Here is a 14904-nt window from a genome sequence, read left to right on the forward strand (position 1 = left end):
GCACGCGGGACGGCGTGCCAGCCCGTCATGCCCTACACGCCGTACCGCTCCGGCTTGGGCGAGCGCGACATCAGCAGCATGCCCGCCTCGGCCGGCGACATGCCGTCGTGGACCACGCCGACCACGACCTCCGTGATCGGCATCTCCACGTCGTGCTTCCTGGCCAGGGCCAGCACCGACTCGCAGGACTTGACGCCCTCGGCCGTCTGCTTGGTGGCGGCGACCACCTCGGCCAGCGTCATGCCGCGCCCGAGGTTCTCGCCGAAGGTGCGGTTGCGCGACAGCGGCGAGGTGCAGGTGGCCACCAGGTCGCCCATGCCGGCCAGCCCGGCGAAGGTGTGCGGGTCGGCCCCGAGCGCCGCGCCGAGCCGCTGCATCTCGGCCAGCCCGCGGGTGATGAGCATGGCGCTGACGTTGTCGCCCATGCCCATGCCCGCCGAGACGCCGACGGCCAGCGCGATGACGTTCTTGACGGCGCCGCCCAGCTCGACGCCCACCACGTCGGGGTTGGTGTAGGGCCGGAACCACGGCGGCAGGTGGCAGATGGCCTGCAGCTTCTCGGCGACGGACTCGTCGGTGCAGGCCACGACGGTGGCGGCGGGCTGGCGCTGGGCGATCTCCTGGGCCAGGTTGGGCCCGGAGACGACGGCCACCCGCTCCTCCGGCACCTCGGCGACCTCGCGGATCACCTCGCTCATGCGCTTGGTGGTGCCCAGCTCGATGCCCTTCATGAGGCTGACCAGGACCGCGCCCGGCGCGATGTGCTCGCGCCAGGCGGCCAGGTTGGGCCGCAGGTGCTGCGAGGGCACGGCCAGCACCACGAACTCGGCGCCCTTCAGCGCCCGCTCGGGGTCGGTCGTGGCGCGCAGCGAGGCGGGCAACGGGATGCCGGGCAGGTAGTCGGCGTTGACGTGGGTGCGCTCGATCGCCTCCATCTGCTCGGGCCTGCGCCCCCAGAGCGTGACCTCGCCGCCCGCCTCGGCCAGGAGCATCGCGAACGTGGTGCCCCACGAGCCCGCTCCGAACACGGCCACCTTCGTCATGCCGTCACCGCCGGGCGGGGTCGTAGGGGGTCTCGGGCGCCTTCTCGCCGCGCAGCTCGGCGAGCTGCGCGGTGACGGCCGCCATGATGTCGGCGGTGGCGTCACGCAGGACCTCGGCGTGCGGCGACTTGCCCGCATACTTGGACAAATCGACCGGCGGGCCCACGGACACGTGGAAGGTCTTGCGCGGGAACAGCCGCGGCTTCTTCTCGCCGTAGGGCAGCAGCTCCTGCGCGCCCCAGTGGGCCACGGGGATGACCGGGGCGCCGCTCTCCAGCGCCAGCCGGGCCACGCCCGTCTTGCCCACCATCGGCCACAGGTCCGGGTCACGGGTGCAGGTGCCCTCGGGGTAGAACAGGATCGCGCAACCGTCCTGGAGCCGCTGGGAGGAGATCCGCAACGACCTGGCGGCCTCGCTGCTGCCGCGCTCGACGGGGATGGCCAGCAGCCCGGTCACCGCCCTGCCGAGCAGAGGCACGCGGAACAACCCGGACTTGGCCAGGATGACCGGCCAGCGCCCGTGGTTGTAGAGGAAGTGCGACAGCAGGACGGGGTCCGTCCAGGAGAGGTGGTTGGCCGCGATGATGACGCCGCCGGTGCGGGGGACGCGCTCGCCGTGCCGCCAGTCCCGCCTGACCAGGAGCCGGGACAGCGGTTTGACGACAACGACTGCCAGGGACTCCCAGAAACGCGACGGTCGCGTGGGGCGGCTCATGGACTCCTCCTCGGGTATGCGCCCCAAGTCTCCCGGTTGCCCCTTGAGGATGTCGAGGCGCGATGCTTAAGGGTATGAGCTTCCGGTGGTCCCTGGTCATTCCGGTCAAGACGCTGGTCGCGGCGAAGACCCGGCTGGCCGACGCCACGGGGCCGCACCGCACGAGGTTCGCCGTGGCGGTGGCGAGCGACACCGTGGCGGCGGCGCTGTCCTGCCCGGCGGTGGCCCGGGTGATCGTGGTGACGTCCGACCCCGCGGCGGCGGGGCCGCTGGCGGCGCTGGGCGCGGAGGTGGTGCACGACCCCGACCGCGGGCTGAACACCGCGCTGCGCACGGGCGCCGCCCACGCGGTACGGGTCGCGCCGGGCGACGCGGTGGGCGCGTTGCAGGCCGACCTGCCCGCGCTGCGGCCGGCCGAGCTGGCGACGGCGCTGGGCGCGGCGGCCGAGTTCGACCAGGCGTTCGTGCCGGACGCGCTGGACGTCGGCACCACCTTCTACGGAGTGCGGCCGGGCATCCCGTTCGCGCCGCGCTTCGGCGGGGAGTCGCGGGCCAGGCACCTGGCGGGCGGGGCGAAGGAGCTGTGCGTGCCGGGCATCGACTCGGTGCGGCGCGACGTGGACACCCCCGACGACCTGCGCGCGGCCGTCGCGCTGGGCCTGGGCCGGCACACGGCGGCGGTCGTCGCCGAGCTGTGGCCGGGCTTCAAGCCCCCGGCCTGAGCGATTACGCTGGTGGGCGTGCAGGGCACGGTACGCGGCTTCGACGAGGCCACCAGGTCGGGCACGGTCTTCCTCGACGACGGGACCGTGCTGGAGTTCGACGCGCCCGCCTTCGACGCGGGCCCGCTGCGGCTGCTGCGCCCCGGTCAGCGGGTCAACCTGGCGATGTCCGGGGGGCGCGTCACCTACGTGACGCTCTCGACGTTCCCACTGCCTTAGGGCCCGCTGCCTTAGGGCCCGCCGCCCAGGAGGGGGCCCCGGAAACGCGCGACGCCCGGGCCGAGAAGCCCGGGCGCGGCGATCGGCTCGATCGGCTGCGGCTACTTCTTGCCGCTCTTCTTGCCGCCCTCGTTCACCAGGTCCTTGAACTCCGACCCGGGCCGGAACTTGGGAGCCCAGCTCTCCGCGACGTTGATCTCCGCGCCCGTCGACGGGTTCCTGGCCGTGCGCGCCGGCTTGTTGACCATCTCGAACGCGCCGAAGCCGGTGATCGAGACCTTGTCGCCGCTCGCCACGGCCTTCTGGATGGTGTCGATGACCGCGTTCACGGCCTCGGTGGCCGTCCTCTTGTCGCCCACCCGGTCCGTGATGGCCTCGACGAGTTCTCGCTTGTTCATGAAAGTCCTGCTCCCCCAGTTATGGTCAGGGTTCCAGCACACGAGTCCGACGTAGAAACCCCTTACGCGGTCGAAAGTAGGCGGGATCGCGGGGGAACTCAATCACCGAGCGTGTTTTCGTCGTCGCGTGGCGTGTCGAGCGCGGACAGGAAGGCGTCCAGGCGGGCCGCCGCCCGTCGCGGATCGTGCTTGGCGAGGTCGCAGATGGCGAGGTAGCGGCGGGCCAGCCGCTCCCTGTCCACCGCCGGGTCGGCGGACAGCGCGCGGACGCGGCGGTGCGCCTCGCGCAACCGCCGCGCCAGCTCGTCGTGCTCGTGCTCTAGACGGTCGTCGGCAGCCATGGCTGCCGACCATTCTCGTACGTCGCGATGTCCTCGGCGTGACGCAGGGTCAGGCCGATGTCGTCCAGGCCCTCCATGAGCCGCCAGCGGGTGTAGTCGTCGATCTCGAACGGCACGGCCTCGCCCGCCCAGCGGACCTGGCGTCCGGCCAGGTCGACGGTGATCTCCAGCTTGGGGTCGGCCTCGACGGCCGCCTGCAGCTCCTCGACCTTGTCGCCGGGCAGGACGACCGGCAGCAGGCCCATCTTGGTGGAGTTGTTGCGGAAGATGTCGCCGAAGCGGGCGGCGATCACGACGCGGAACCCGTACTGCTGCAGGGCCCAGACCGCGTGCTCGCGGGAGGAGCCGGTGCCGAAGTCGGGGCCGGAGACGAGGATCGAGCCGCCCTCGTAGGAGGGGTCGTTCAGGACGAACGTCGGGTCCTCGCGCCAGGCGGCGAACAGGCCCTTCTCGAAGCCGGTGCGGCTGACCTGCTTGAGCCATACGGCCGGGATGATCTGGTCGGTGTCGACGTTGCTGCGGCGCAGCGGCACCGCCGTACCGGTGTGGGTGGTGAAGGCTTCCATCGGTCCTGGCTCCTTACAGGTCGGCGGGGGCGGTCAGGCGGCCGGTGACGGCGGTCGCGGCGGCGACCTGCGGCGACACCAGGTGGGTGCGGCCACCCTTGCCCTGGCGGCCCTCGAAGTTGCGGTTGGAGGTCGAGGCGCTGCGCTCGCCCGGCTGGAGCGTGTCGGGGTTCATGCCGAGGCACATCGAGCAGCCGGCCTCGCGCCACTCGGCGCCGGCGGCCCTGAACACCTCGTGCAGGCCCTCCTGCTCGGCCTGGAGCTTGACCAGCATCGAGCCGGGCACGATGAGCGTGCGGGTCTTGACCTGGCGGCCCTTGAGGATCTCGGCGGCCGAGCGCAGGTCCTCGATGCGGCCGTTGGTGCACGAGCCGACGAAGACCGTGTCGACCTCGATCTCGCGCAGCGGCGTGCCGGCGGTCAGGCCCATGTACTCCAGCGCCCGCTCGGCGGCGGCCCGCTCGACCGGGTCGGCGAAGGAGCCGGGGGCGGGGACGGCCTCGCCCAGCGGCAGGCCCTGGCCCGGGTTGGTGCCCCACGTGACGTACGGGGTCAGCGTCGTGGCGTCGATCTCCACGACCTTGTCGAACACGGCGTCGTCGTCGGTGCGCAGCGACTTCCAGTACGCGACGGCCTGGTCCCACGCCTCGCCCTGGGGGGCGTGCTGGCGGCCCTTGAGGTAGGCGAACGTGGTCTCGTCCGGGGCGATCATGCCCGCCCGCGCGCCGGCCTCGATCGACATGTTGCAGACGGTCATGCGGCCCTCCATCGAGAGCTTGCGCACGGCCTCGCCGCGGTACTCGATGATGTGGCCCTGGCCGCCGCCGGTGCCGATCTTGGCGATGATGGCCAGGATCAGGTCCTTCGCGGTGACGCCGACGGGCAGCTCGCCGCTGACCTCGATGGCCATGGTCTTCGGCCGGTAGGCGGGCAGCGTCTGGGTGGCGAGCACGTGCTCGACCTCGGAGGTGCCGATGCCGAACGCGATGCCGCCGAACGCGCCGTGCGTCGAGGTGTGGGAGTCGCCGCAGACGATCGTCATGCCCGGCTGGGTCAGGCCGAACTGCGGGCCGATGATGTGGACCACGCCCTGCCCGGCGTCGCCCATGGGATGCAGCCGGATGCCGAACTCGGCGGCGTTCTTGCGCAGCGTCTCGACCTGCGTCCTGGACACGGGGTCGGAGATCGGCCCGAGCACGGTCGGCACGTTGTGGTCCTCGGTGGCGATCGTGAGGTCGGGGCGGCGCACCTTGCGGCCGGCGAGCCTGAGCCCGTCGAACGCCTGCGGGCTGGTCACCTCGTGGATGAGGTGCAGGTCGATGTAGAGCAGGTCAGGTTCGCCCTCGGCACGCCGGACGACGTGTTGCTCCCAGACCTTCTCGGCCAGTGTGCGGCCCATGATCTCCTCCTGTGTCCTCGCGGTGCACCGTCGCACCGCCCGGTTGGGGCCCGCCCCCGCCCGGCGCCCAGGGCGCCGGCGCTGCTTCGCGGGAGTTCGCCTCCGACTTGCTTTCTCATATGTCGAGACTGCAGTATCGGTACATGGACAACTCTAGCGGAGTCGGAGTACTCGACAAGGCCGTTCTTGTACTCAATGCCCTCGAAGCGGGACCCGCTTCACTGGCGCAGCTCGTCCAGGCCACCGGCCTGGCCCGGCCCACGGCCCACCGGCTGGCCGTCGCTCTTGAGCACCACCGCATCGTCAGCCGTGACACGCAGGGCCGGTTCGTGCTGGGCCCGCGGCTGTCGGAGTTGTCCACGGCGGCCGGCGAGGACCGGCTGCTGGCGGTGGCCGCCCCGGTGCTCACCCAGCTCAGGGACCTGACCGGGGAGAGCGCGCAGCTCTACCGCCGCCAGGGCGACGAGCGGGTCTGCGTGGCCGCGGCCGAGCGGGCCAGCGGTCTGCGCGACACCGTGCCCGTGGGCTCGGCGCTGCCCATGACGGCCGGCTCGGCGGCGCAGATCCTGCTGGCGTGGGAGGAGCCCGACCGGCTGCACCGCGGCCTGCGCGGCGCCAAGTTCACCGCGGCGACGCTCGCCTCGGTGCGGCGGCGCGGCTGGGCCCACAGCGTCGGCGAGCGCGAGCAGGGCGTGGCCAGCGTCTCGGCCCCCATCAGGGGCAGCGGCGGGAAGGTGATCGCCGCGGTGTCGGTCTCGGGCCCCATCGAACGGCTGACGCGGGCCCCCGGGCGGCTGCACGCGGTGCCCGTCATGGCCGCCGCCGAGCGCATCACCGAGGCGATGCGCCGCACGTCATGATCAGCAAAAGGATGTATTTCGGGAGCCGCCAGCCTCGCGGGCGCACTAGCCTGAGTGCGTGACAGATCGCATCGAGGTAGCCGCCACTGAGCTGCGACCCCTGCTCGAAGAGTTCATCATGTGGGCGCGGGCCAACGCGCCCGACAGCGACCCCGAGCTCGTGGGGCCCGCCGCCCTGTGGCACCGTCTCGCCTTCTCGCAGGACCTCGGCACGTGGAAGCGTGCCGACCTGCGCAACCTGCTGCTCGACCGCATGCCCAAGGTCGTCGAGGACCCTGACGCCGCCGCCGACGGCATGCTCTCGGCCGTGGACGCCTACCTCACGTTCCTCTCGCGGACCGGCAGGCTGACGGAGCGCTCCGACACCCTCGCCGATCTGCAGTCCGAGCTCGACGACATCGAGGACGAGTTCGTCGACCTCATGGAGGAGCTCATCGAGGACGGCGAGGGCGAGGGCGACGAGGAGGAGGAGGCCGGCAACCTCGGCGACTTCGAGCCGTTCGCCGACGAGCTCGCCGAGCTCGACACGATCCGGCTGCGGCCCGACTCCGAGCTGGCCGCCGCCGCCCGGCAGGCCCCGCTCATCGCCAAGGCCCGCGACCTGGCCCTGTGGGTCGGCTCCGGCCGCCGCGTGGGCGAGGACACCCTGCTCAGCGACGCCGAGGTGGAGGAGGCGCTGGCCGCGGTCGGCCTGCCGAGGCCCGACACCGACGGCCCGATCGCCGAGTCGGTGCCGTACCTGTGGAACATCTGGAACCTCGCCGTGGACCTGGAGTTCCTGGAGCCGGGCGAGGGCAACACGGTCGCGGTCCAGGACGACACCGCCGAGTGGCCGTTCGACGACGACGAGGACGTCCTCGACGCCTGGATGCTCGGCCTGCACTCGGTCGACTACGGCGATCCCGAGCTGCCCGACGACGACCTGACCATGGCGCTGACCGGCCTGACCCGCGGCGTGCTGGTGCGGCTGCTGCTGGCCGGCGGCTCGCGCGACCTCGACGAGCTGGCGGCCGAGCTGGCCGAGGCCGCCGCCGAGCTGGACGAGGAGCTGGGCGCCGACGCCTGGGAGGCGGCCGGCGACCCGCTCGTGCCCGCGATCGACTGGCTGGTCGGCTACGGCATGGCCGAGGTCGAGGGCCGCACGCTCAGGCTCACCGCGCTCGGCACCGAGGGCGTGGTCCACCTGGTGGACGACGCCGACATCGAGGTGGACGCGCGCCCCGCGATCGAGTCGATGAGCGCCCACGAGCTGCTGGCGCTCAGCGCCGAGCTGCCCGAGGAGGAGGCCGACGCCGAGTTCGCCGCCTGGATGCGGCTGCGCGAGCCGGGCCGGGCCGCCGAGGAGCTGCTGGAGGCGGCGGCCGAGGACGAGAGCGACGCGCTCATCCGGGTGCAGGCGGCCAGCGTCGTCGGCACGCTGGGCGAGGCCGCGATCCCGGCCTGGCAGGCGGCGCTCAAGCAGCCGTCGCTGCGCCCGTACGCGGCCACGCACCTGAGCCAGCTCGGCGTGGAGGGCGCTCCCGAGCCGACGCAGGACGACACCCACTGGCTGATCCTCGACATGTGGACGATCTCGGCCGGGCTCGGCCGCTCGGAGTTCGTCAGCAGCCTCCAGGACATCGGCCCCGAGATGGTCAACGAGCTGCTGGAGGTGATCTGGCGCATCCCGCACGCGCACGTGGAGGAGCTGCTCGACCTCATCTCCCAGGTCCACCCGGACAAGCAGGTCGCCAAGGCGGCGCGGCGGGCGCTGTTCAAGGCCCGCTCGGCGTGACGTCCCGCCGCGGCCCCCGCCGTCGTTCGCGCGGCGGGGGCCACGGTGAGGGTCACGGTGAGGGTCACGGTGAGGGTCACGGTGGCCGGCGGCACGGGCCCGGAACGCGAAAACGCTCCGGGCCGTGGAGGCGCCGGAGCGGATGATGCGAGCAGACGTAGTCCCGACCGGATTCGAACCGGCGCTACCGCCTTGAGAGGGCGGCGTCCTGGGCCACTAGACGACGGGACCTTCGCGAGCTTGTGACAGTGGTAGTCCCGACCGGATTCGAACCGGCGCTACCGCCTTGAGAGGGCGGCGTCCTGGGCCACTAGACGACGGGACCCTGTCCACAAGCTTTCGTCGCCGGATCTCCCCGGCGACGCAGGTAACTCTACCGCACCCCGCAGACCACAACCAAACCGCTCAGCGGCGCCCCCGGCCCCGCCCACGGGGTGAGCAGGCCGCGCCGGTAACCCTCGCTCACGGCGGCGGCGCGGTCGCGGACGTCGAGCTCGGCGTACAGGTGCAGCAGGTGCGTCTTGACGCTGGCCTCGCTGATGAACAGCGCGGCGGCCGCCTCCTTGCTGGTCGCCCCCGAGGCCGGGCCGAGGGCCGCGTGCAGGCCGTCGCGCACGATCGGATGGTCGTCGGCGACCAGCACCCGCACCGTCATGCGTCCTCCCTCCCGGCCATCGTCTCATCCCCCGCGCTCATCCCCTGTGCTCGTCCGCTGTGCTCATCTGCCGTGCCCTCCGGGTCCGGGGCAGGGGCGGGACGGCGGCGGCGACCGCGGTGCCGGCGCCCGGCTCGGACTCGATCCGCAGGGTGCCGCCGGCCGCGCGGACGCGCTGCCGCGTCCCGTCCAGGCCGAAGCCGTCAGCGGGCCGCTGCGGGTCGAACCCGGCGCCGTCGTCTCGGATGTCGAGAAGGATGAGTTCGTCCGTGTACGACAGGGTCAGGGCCACGCGGGGGGCGCCGGCGTGCTTGGCGACGTTGGCCAGGGCCTCCTGGGCGACACGGAACAGGACGGAACAGGGCGGCTCCACGTCGGCGGAGAACGCGACGGGCGGCCCGGTGACCTCGCAGGCGAGCGGCACGCCCGGGGCCCGCGACCAGGAGTCGGCCATGCCGCGCAGCGCCTCCGGCAGGGCCGCCCGCTCCAGCGGCTCGGGACGCAGCCCGCGTACCGACCTGCGGGCCTCGGCGAGGCCGCGGCGGGCCAGCTCGGCGGCCTGGCCGAGGTGGCGGCGGGCGTCGTGCCCGGTGGTGCGGGCGGCGGCGTCGAGCCGGCGGATCAGCGCGACGAGGTCCTGCGCCACCGTGTCGTGCAGCTCGCCCGCGACGCGGTGCCGCTCGTCGCGCACGCCCGCGTGCCTGGCCTGGTCGAGGAGCCTGGCGTGCAGGCCGGCGTTGTCGTCCATCGCGGCGCGCAGGCGCTCGACCAGGCCAGGCACGCGCTTGTCGTGCTCGGCAGAGACGTACCAGCCGGCGACGGCCAACTGGCGCACGAACGACCCGGCGTTCCTGGAGGCCGCGAGGGCGGCGTTCATGGCCGGCGGCACCGAGGGCGAGCTGCTGGCCATGCTCGACACCCTGCTGCCGGACGAGAGCCTGCGGGTGTCGGCCGCCGACGCCCGGGGCCACCCGGACGCCCGGGCCGCGTCCGGCGCGGCTACATCCGCCACGCCCGCGACCGGGTGATACCGCTCGCCCCGCAGGATCGCATGATCAGGGAGGCGGACGCGGCCACGCCGGGCAACAGGTTCGGGGTCTTCACGGTGGACACCTCGCACGCGCCCCCTCCGGCGGACTACCGGCGGATCACCGACATCCTCGACCGGCTCGCGGCATGACCGGTGACATGAAAAAACGGACGCCCTCGGGGAGGACATCCGCTCATCTGCTGGGGTACCAGGACTCGAACCTAGACTAACTGAACCAGAATCAGTCGTGCTGCCAATTACACCATACCCCACCGCTGTCGCGAGCTCCGTGGAGCGCGCTTGGCGACGTCCGAAAGAATAGCCCAGCTCCGGGGGTAAGACCAAAACGATTGCCCGAGGAGCCACCGCGGCGCACGGCGGCGACCGGGCCGTGCCAAGCTGTGCAGGGACAAAACACCACGTGGAGGAGCCCGAGCTTTGGCAGAGAATCCCTTCTTCGCCCCCAGCGCACTGCCGTACGAGCTGCCGCCCTTCGCCGAGATCCGCGAGGAGCACTACCTGCCCGCCTTCCGGCGCGGCATGGCGGAGCAGCTGGCGGAGGTCGAGGCGATCGCCGGCAGCGCCGAGCCGCCGACCTTCGACAACACGATCGCCGCGCTCGAACGGTCGGGCGCCGTGCTCGACCGCACGGCCACGGTCTTCTTCAGCATCGCCTCCTCCAACTCCAGCGACGGCATCATGGAGATCGAGAAGGAGATCTCGCCGGAGCTGACCAGGCACAGCGACGCCATCCGGCTCAACCGCGCGCTCTGGGCCCGCATCAAGCAGGTCACCACCGCCGACCCGGAGGAGTCCTGGCTGCTGGAGAAGTACCGCGAGGACTTCATCAGGGCCGGCGCCGACCTGTCGGAGGGCGAGCAGGGCCGGCTGCGCGAGCTCAACGAGGAGCTGTCGAAGCTCTCCACCGACTTCGCCCAGACGCTGCTCAGGGCGGCCACCGAGTCCGCGCTGGCCGTCGAGGACCCGGCGGCGCTGGCCGGCCTCGACGAGGCCAGGATCGCCTCGCTGCGCCGGGACGACGGCACGTACGCGCTGCCGCTGCTCAACTTCACCGCCCAGCCCGCCCTGGCCCAGCTCACCGACCGCGACACCCGCCGCCGGCTGTATGAGCTGAGCATCGGCCGCGCCCCGGGCAACTTCGCGATCGCGGCCAGGATGGCGGCGCTGCGCGCGGAGCGGGCGGCGCTGCTCGGCTTCCCCGACCACGCCTCCTACGTGGTGGCCGACCAGACGGCCAAGACCGTCGAGGCGGTCGAGGAGATGCTCGGCCAGCTCGTCGGCCCGGCCGTGCGCAACGCCGCCAGGGAGGCCGCGGAGCTGGCCGAGCAGGCCGGCTTCCCGATCGAGCCGTGGGACTGGCCGTTCTACTCCGAGCGGGTGCGCGAGGCCCGCTACGACTTCGACGCCGACGCGATGCGGCCGTACTTCGAGCTGGAGCGCGTCTACCGCGACGGCATCTTCTTCGCGGCCGGCAGGCTCTACGGCATCACCTTCACCGAGCGGCCCGACCTGGCCGGCTACCACCCCGACATGACGGTGTTCGAGGTGTTCGAGGAGGACGGCAGCCCGCTCGGGCTGTTCCTGCTGGACCCGTACGCCCGGCCCAACAAGCGCGGCGGGGCGTGGATGAACAACCTGGTCGACCAGTCGCTGCTGTTCGGGCGGCGGCCGGTGGTCATGAACAACCTCAACGTCACCAAGCCCGCCTCTGGGCCCACGCTGCTGACCTACGACGAGGTCAACACGGCCTTCCACGAGTTCGGCCACGCGCTGCACGGGCTGTTCTCGCGGGTGCGCTTCCCGCGGGTGTCCGGCACCCGCGTGCCGCGCGACTTCGTCGAGTACCCGTCGCAGGTCAACGAGATGTGGGTGACCTGGCCCGAGGTGCTGGCCAACTACGCCAGGCACCACGAGACGGGCGAGCCGATGCCAGCCGAGCTGGTGGAGAAGCTGACCGCGGCCGAGACGTTCAACCAGGGCTTCAAGACCGTCGAGTACCTGGCCGCCACGCTGCTCGACTGGGCCTGGCACCGGCTCAAGCCCGGCGAGAGCGTGGCCGACGCCGAGGCGTTCGAGGCGGCGGCCCTGGAGGCGGCCGGGATCGCCGTCCCGCAGGTGCGGCCGCGTTACCGCACCAACTACTTCGCGCACATCTTCTCGGGCGGCTACAGCGCCGGCTACTACTCCTACATCTGGAGCGAGGTGCTGGACGCCGAGAGCGTGGAGTGGTTCAAGGAGAACGGCGGGCTCACCCGGGCCAACGGCGACCACTTCCGCCGCGAGCTGCTGTCGAAGGGCGGCAGCCTCGACCCGCTGACGGCCTTCCGCAACTTCCGGGGGCGCGAGCCGCGCATCGACCCGCTGCTCAAGCGGCGCGGCCTGGACTGACATCCACAGGAGCACCACCCGCGGTGTGCGTGCGGCCCACGCCGGAGTGAGCCGCACGCGTCCACCGGGACGACGTCAGGCGCCGAGGCGGTCCAGGGCGGCGCGCAGGCGGTGCCGGGTGCGCTCGCGGCCCAGCACCTCGATCGACTCGAACAGCGGCAGGCCCACCGTGCGGCCGGTGACCGCCACCCGGACCGGCGCCTGGGCCTTGCCCAGCTTGAGCCCGTGGGCCGCGCCGACCTCCTCCAAGGCCTGCTTGAGCGACTCGGGGTCCCAGCTCACCAGCTCCAGCCGCTCCAGGTAGCCGGAGATGATCTCCGCCGGGGAGTTCTTCATCGCCTTGTCCCAGGACGCCGCGTCGAACACCGGCTCGTCCAGGAAGAGGAAGTCGACGTTCTGCCGGATCTCCGACAGCACCCCGATGCGGGTCTGGGCCAGCGGCGCGAGCTTGCTGAACAGCTCGCGGTCCCAGGACTCCTCCAGGTAGGGCGAGCAGCGCTCCTCGAAGGTCTCCAGCGGCAGCGCCCGGAGGTACTCGCCGTTGAAGGCCCGCAGCTTCTTCTCGTCGAAGAAGGCGCTGGAGGAGTTGACGTCCTCCAGGCGGAACAGCGGCACCATCTCCGACCACGGCATGATCTCGCGGTCCTCGCCGGGGCCCCAGCCGAGCAGCATGAGGTAGTTGACCATGGCCTCGGCGAGGTAGCCCTCGGCCCGGTAGTCCTCCAGCGCCACCTTGTCGCGGCGCTTGGACAGCTTCTTGCGCTGCTCGTTGACGATCACCGGCAGGTGGGCCCAGACCGGCGGGTTGGCGCCCAGGGCGGGCCAGAGCAACATCTGCTTGGCCGCGTTGCCCAGGTGCTCCTCGCCGCGTACGACGTGGGTGATGTTCTGGGTGATGTCGTCGACCGCGTTGGCCAGCACGTAGAGCGGCGAGCCGTCGGTGCGGGCGATGACGAAGTCCTCCTGGGCCTCGTTGGGGAACTCGACGTCGCCCCTGATGAGGTCGGGGACGACGGTCACGCCCTCGTCGGGGGTGCGGAAGCGGACCGCGCCCGCGCTCAGGCCGCGCTCGCGGCAGTGGCCGTCGTAGCCGCGGTGCTCGGAGCCGGTGCGGGCGACCAGCGCCTCGCGGGTGCAGTCGCAGTAGTAGGCGCGGCCGTCGGCCAGCAGCTTGGCGACGGCCTCGCGGTGCTGCGGCTCGTACGCGGACTGGAAGTAGGGGCCCTCGAAGGCCGGGTGGGTGCCGTTGACGCCGATCCAGTCGAGCGCGGAGATGATGCCCTCGGTCCACTCGGGACGGTTGCGCGAGGCGTCGGTGTCCTCGATGCGCAGCACGAACCGGCCGCCGGACTGCTCGGCCAGCGCCCAGTTGAACAGCGCCGTGCGGGCGCCGCCGACGTGGAACATGCCGGTGGGGGACGGGGCGAACCTGACCCGTACGTCAGTCACGGGAGACCACCTTGTTCGTGAGTGTGCCGATGCCTTCGATGCCGACGCTGACCTCGTCGCCGATCTGGAGCGGGCCGACGCCCGCCGGGGTGCCGGTCAGGATGACGTCGCCGGGGATCAGCGTCATGACCGCGCTGACGTAGGCCACCAGCGCGGGGATGTCGTGGATGAGCTGGTTGGTACGCCCGCTCTGCCGGATCTCGCCGTTGACCGTGGTGGTCAGGGCCAAGTCACCGGCGTCGAGGTCGGTCTGGATCCACGGCCCGAGCGGGCAGAAGGTGTCGAACCCCTTGGCCCGGGTGAACTGCACGTCCTTCTTCTGCAGGTCGCGGGCGGTGACGTCGTTGGCGCAGGTGTAGCCGAAGATGACGTCCTTGACCCGCTCGACCGGGACCTCGCGGCACAGCCGGCCGATCACCACGGCCAGCTCGCCCTCGTAGTCGACGCGGTCGGACAGCGACGTGGGGTAGGCGATGTTCTCGCCGTGACCGATCACCGAGGTGGACGGCTTGATGAAGATGAGCGGCTCGTCGGGGACCTCGTTGCCCATCTCGCGGGCGTGCTCGGCGTAGTTCCTGCCGATGGCGACGACCTTGCTCGGCAGCATCGGGGCCAGCAGCTTCACCTGGCTGAGCGGGTGGCGCTCGCCGGTGAACTGCACCTGGTTGAACGGGTGGCCGGCGACCGTGGAGACGAACTCCTCGCCGGGGCCGCCCTCGACCACGCCGAACGAGACGCCTTCGCCTGTGGAGAACCTCGCTATACGCACCCGTCAAGGCTAGCGCCGACCCCGGAGGGGTCCGGTCACCGGCGCGGCGGGTCACGGGGGCCCCCGGGGGCGGAGGGGGCATGGCTTAGCCTGGTGGCCTCACCTGCGCACACGAGAGGGGTTCCCGTTGTCCGTCGTGAAGATCAACGTGCTGACCGTGCCCGCCGAGATGCGGGAGGAGCTCGAACGGCGCTTCTCCAACCGGGCCGGGATGGTCGAGTCCGCGGACGGGTTCGAGTGGTTCGAGCTGCTGCGGCCGGTGGAGGGGACCGAGCGCTACCTCGTCTACACCCGCTGGCGCAGCGAGGAGGACTTCCAGAAGTGGCAGCAGAGCCAGGCGTTCGCCCGCGGCCACGCGCAGGCCGCCGCCGACGCCGGGCGCGGCGAGGGGCAGGGGCACGGGCACGGGCAGGGCCCGGCTGCCAGCGGGTCCGAGGTGTGGACGTTCGAGGTGGCCGAGACCGCCGCTCCCAAGAGGTGACCGGAGGGCCGGGCGGCTAACGAATCGGGCATTCCGCTTGACCAGGTGATCCGGTTCCGAAAGCATGTCCCGCC

General features: G+C 72.1%; 17 protein-coding genes, 3 tRNA genes and 1 pseudogene. 8 read left to right on the top strand and 13 right to left on the bottom strand.

The window, feature by feature from the left end; translation table 11 throughout:
- Positions 1–32: 32 nt before the first annotated feature.
- Positions 33–1043, bottom strand: a complete 1011-nt coding sequence (locus tag AB0H75_RS24090) for an NAD(P)H-dependent glycerol-3-phosphate dehydrogenase (protein ID WP_367799593.1) — start codon at positions 1041–1043, stop codon at positions 33–35.
- 4 nt (positions 1044–1047) lie between these two features.
- The gene (locus AB0H75_RS24095) at positions 1048–1758 is read right to left on the bottom strand and encodes a lysophospholipid acyltransferase family protein (RefSeq protein ID WP_367799595.1); all 711 of its coding nucleotides are present in this window, start codon (positions 1756–1758) and stop codon (positions 1048–1050) included.
- Positions 1759–1832: 74 nt separating this feature from the next.
- Here AB0H75_RS24095 and cofC point away from each other — a divergent pair, with 74 nt between their 5' ends.
- Together cofC and AB0H75_RS24105 are read left to right on the top strand one after the other, a co-directional pair.
- Entirely contained in the window at positions 1833–2480 is a 648-nt protein-coding gene (cofC, locus tag AB0H75_RS24100) for a 2-phospho-L-lactate guanylyltransferase (protein ID WP_367799597.1), read from the top strand.
- A gap of 18 nt (positions 2481–2498) precedes the next feature.
- A complete protein-coding gene (locus AB0H75_RS24105) occupies positions 2499–2699 on the top strand; it encodes a hypothetical protein (protein WP_367799599.1) in 201 nt (66 codons plus the stop codon).
- Positions 2700–2800: 101 nt separating this feature from the next.
- On the opposite strand, the gene AB0H75_RS24110 is transcribed toward AB0H75_RS24105, so the two are convergent.
- The 4 genes from AB0H75_RS24110 to leuC form a co-directional block, all read right to left on the bottom strand.
- Positions 2801–3097: an HU family DNA-binding protein gene (locus AB0H75_RS24110; protein WP_367799601.1), complete on the bottom strand. Its 297-nt coding sequence runs from the start codon at positions 3095–3097 to the stop codon at positions 2801–2803.
- A gap of 98 nt (positions 3098–3195) precedes the next feature.
- Positions 3196–3438, bottom strand: a complete 243-nt coding sequence (locus AB0H75_RS24115) for a hypothetical protein (RefSeq protein WP_367799603.1) — start codon at positions 3436–3438, stop codon at positions 3196–3198.
- Entirely contained in the window at positions 3417–4004 is a 588-nt protein-coding gene (gene leuD / locus AB0H75_RS24120) for a 3-isopropylmalate dehydratase small subunit (protein WP_367799605.1), read from the bottom strand. The genes AB0H75_RS24115 and leuD overlap by 22 nt, the downstream gene beginning before the upstream one ends.
- A gap of 13 nt (positions 4005–4017) precedes the next feature.
- Positions 4018–5403: a 3-isopropylmalate dehydratase large subunit gene (gene leuC / locus AB0H75_RS24125; RefSeq protein ID WP_367799607.1), complete on the bottom strand. Its 1386-nt coding sequence runs from the start codon at positions 5401–5403 to the stop codon at positions 4018–4020.
- A gap of 143 nt (positions 5404–5546) precedes the next feature.
- Between leuC and AB0H75_RS24130 the strand changes: the two genes are divergently transcribed.
- Complete coding sequence (locus AB0H75_RS24130) at positions 5547–6263, top strand: IclR family transcriptional regulator (RefSeq protein WP_055505144.1); 717 nt, start codon at positions 5547–5549, stop codon at positions 6261–6263.
- Positions 6264–6321: 58 nt separating this feature from the next.
- Positions 6322–8037, top strand: a complete 1716-nt coding sequence (locus AB0H75_RS24135) for a hypothetical protein (RefSeq protein WP_367799609.1) — start codon at positions 6322–6324, stop codon at positions 8035–8037.
- A gap of 158 nt (positions 8038–8195) precedes the next feature.
- Here the strand turns inward: AB0H75_RS24135 and AB0H75_RS24140 are convergent.
- From AB0H75_RS24140 to AB0H75_RS24155, 4 genes and pseudogenes are all read right to left on the bottom strand, one after another.
- Positions 8196–8268: transfer RNA gene (locus AB0H75_RS24140), tRNA-Glu, on the bottom strand.
- Between the two features lie 18 nt (positions 8269–8286).
- Positions 8287–8362, bottom strand: a tRNA-Glu gene (locus AB0H75_RS24145).
- A gap of 48 nt (positions 8363–8410) precedes the next feature.
- Positions 8411–8620: pseudogene (locus AB0H75_RS24150) on the bottom strand (LuxR C-terminal-related transcriptional regulator); the annotation flags it as partial.
- Between the two features lie 109 nt (positions 8621–8729).
- Positions 8730–9569, bottom strand: coding sequence for a sensor histidine kinase (locus tag AB0H75_RS24155; protein WP_367799611.1), 840 nt, complete (start codon positions 9567–9569; stop codon positions 8730–8732).
- Between AB0H75_RS24155 and AB0H75_RS24160 the strand changes: the two genes are divergently transcribed.
- Both AB0H75_RS24160 and AB0H75_RS24165 read left to right on the top strand, forming a co-directional pair.
- Positions 9568–9720 carry a hypothetical protein gene (locus AB0H75_RS24160; RefSeq protein WP_367799613.1) on the top strand — a complete coding sequence of 51 codons (153 nt, stop codon included), beginning with the start codon at positions 9568–9570 and terminating at the stop codon, positions 9718–9720. The genes AB0H75_RS24155 and AB0H75_RS24160 overlap by 2 nt on opposite strands.
- Positions 9721–9743: 23 nt before the next feature.
- Entirely contained in the window at positions 9744–9872 is a 129-nt protein-coding gene (locus tag AB0H75_RS24165; protein ID WP_367799615.1) for a hypothetical protein, read from the top strand.
- A 50-nt stretch (positions 9873–9922) separates the two neighbouring features.
- Here the strand turns inward: AB0H75_RS24165 and AB0H75_RS24170 are convergent.
- A tRNA-Gln gene (locus AB0H75_RS24170) sits at positions 9923–9994 on the bottom strand.
- A gap of 166 nt (positions 9995–10160) precedes the next feature.
- On the opposite strand from AB0H75_RS24170, the gene AB0H75_RS24175 reads away from it, so the two are divergent.
- A complete protein-coding gene (locus AB0H75_RS24175; protein ID WP_367799617.1) occupies positions 10161–12131 on the top strand; it encodes a M3 family metallopeptidase in 1971 nt (656 codons plus the stop codon).
- Between the two features lie 75 nt (positions 12132–12206).
- Here the strand turns inward: AB0H75_RS24175 and gltX are convergent, their stop codons facing one another.
- Complete coding sequence (gene gltX / locus AB0H75_RS24180) at positions 12207–13580, bottom strand: glutamate--tRNA ligase (RefSeq protein WP_367799619.1); 1374 nt, start codon at positions 13578–13580, stop codon at positions 12207–12209.
- Complete coding sequence (locus AB0H75_RS24185; RefSeq protein WP_367799621.1) at positions 13573–14349, bottom strand: fumarylacetoacetate hydrolase family protein; 777 nt, start codon at positions 14347–14349, stop codon at positions 13573–13575. Before AB0H75_RS24185 ends, gltX begins: the two co-directional genes overlap by 8 nt.
- A gap of 127 nt (positions 14350–14476) precedes the next feature.
- On the opposite strand from AB0H75_RS24185, the gene AB0H75_RS24190 reads away from it, so the two are divergent.
- Entirely contained in the window at positions 14477–14830 is a 354-nt protein-coding gene (locus AB0H75_RS24190) for an antibiotic biosynthesis monooxygenase (RefSeq protein ID WP_367799623.1), read from the top strand.
- Positions 14831–14904: the final 74 nt, after the last annotated feature.

Source organism: Nonomuraea sp. NPDC050783 (assembly GCF_040802095.1).
Lineage (GTDB): Bacteria > Actinomycetota > Actinomycetes > Streptosporangiales > Streptosporangiaceae > Nonomuraea.

Bases quoted from the DNA above. Each gene is read 5' to 3' on its own strand.
- AB0H75_RS24090 (WP_367799593.1), bottom strand. From the start codon at position 1,043: ATGACGAAGGTGGCCGTGTTCGGAGCGGGCTCGTGGGGCACCACGTTC.
- AB0H75_RS24095 (WP_367799595.1), bottom strand. From the start codon at position 1,758: ATGAGCCGCCCCACGCGACCGTCGCGTTTCTGGGAGTCCCTGGCAGTC.
- cofC (WP_367799597.1), top strand. From the start codon at position 1,833: ATGAGCTTCCGGTGGTCCCTGGTCATTCCGGTCAAGACGCTGGTCGCG.
- AB0H75_RS24110 (WP_367799601.1), bottom strand. From the start codon at position 3,097: ATGAACAAGCGAGAACTCGTCGAGGCCATCACGGACCGGGTGGGCGAC.
- AB0H75_RS24115 (WP_367799603.1), bottom strand. From the start codon at position 3,438: ATGGCTGCCGACGACCGTCTAGAGCACGAGCACGACGAGCTGGCGCGG.
- leuD (WP_367799605.1), bottom strand. From the start codon at position 4,004: ATGGAAGCCTTCACCACCCACACCGGTACGGCGGTGCCGCTGCGCCGC.
- leuC (WP_367799607.1), bottom strand. From the start codon at position 5,403: ATGGGCCGCACACTGGCCGAGAAGGTCTGGGAGCAACACGTCGTCCGG.
- AB0H75_RS24130 (WP_055505144.1), top strand. From the start codon at position 5,547: ATGGACAACTCTAGCGGAGTCGGAGTACTCGACAAGGCCGTTCTTGTA.
- AB0H75_RS24160 (WP_367799613.1), top strand. From the start codon at position 9,568: ATGGCCGGCGGCACCGAGGGCGAGCTGCTGGCCATGCTCGACACCCTG.
- AB0H75_RS24155 (WP_367799611.1), bottom strand. From the start codon at position 9,569: ATGAACGCCGCCCTCGCGGCCTCCAGGAACGCCGGGTCGTTCGTGCGC.
- AB0H75_RS24165 (WP_367799615.1), top strand. From the start codon at position 9,744: ATGATCAGGGAGGCGGACGCGGCCACGCCGGGCAACAGGTTCGGGGTC.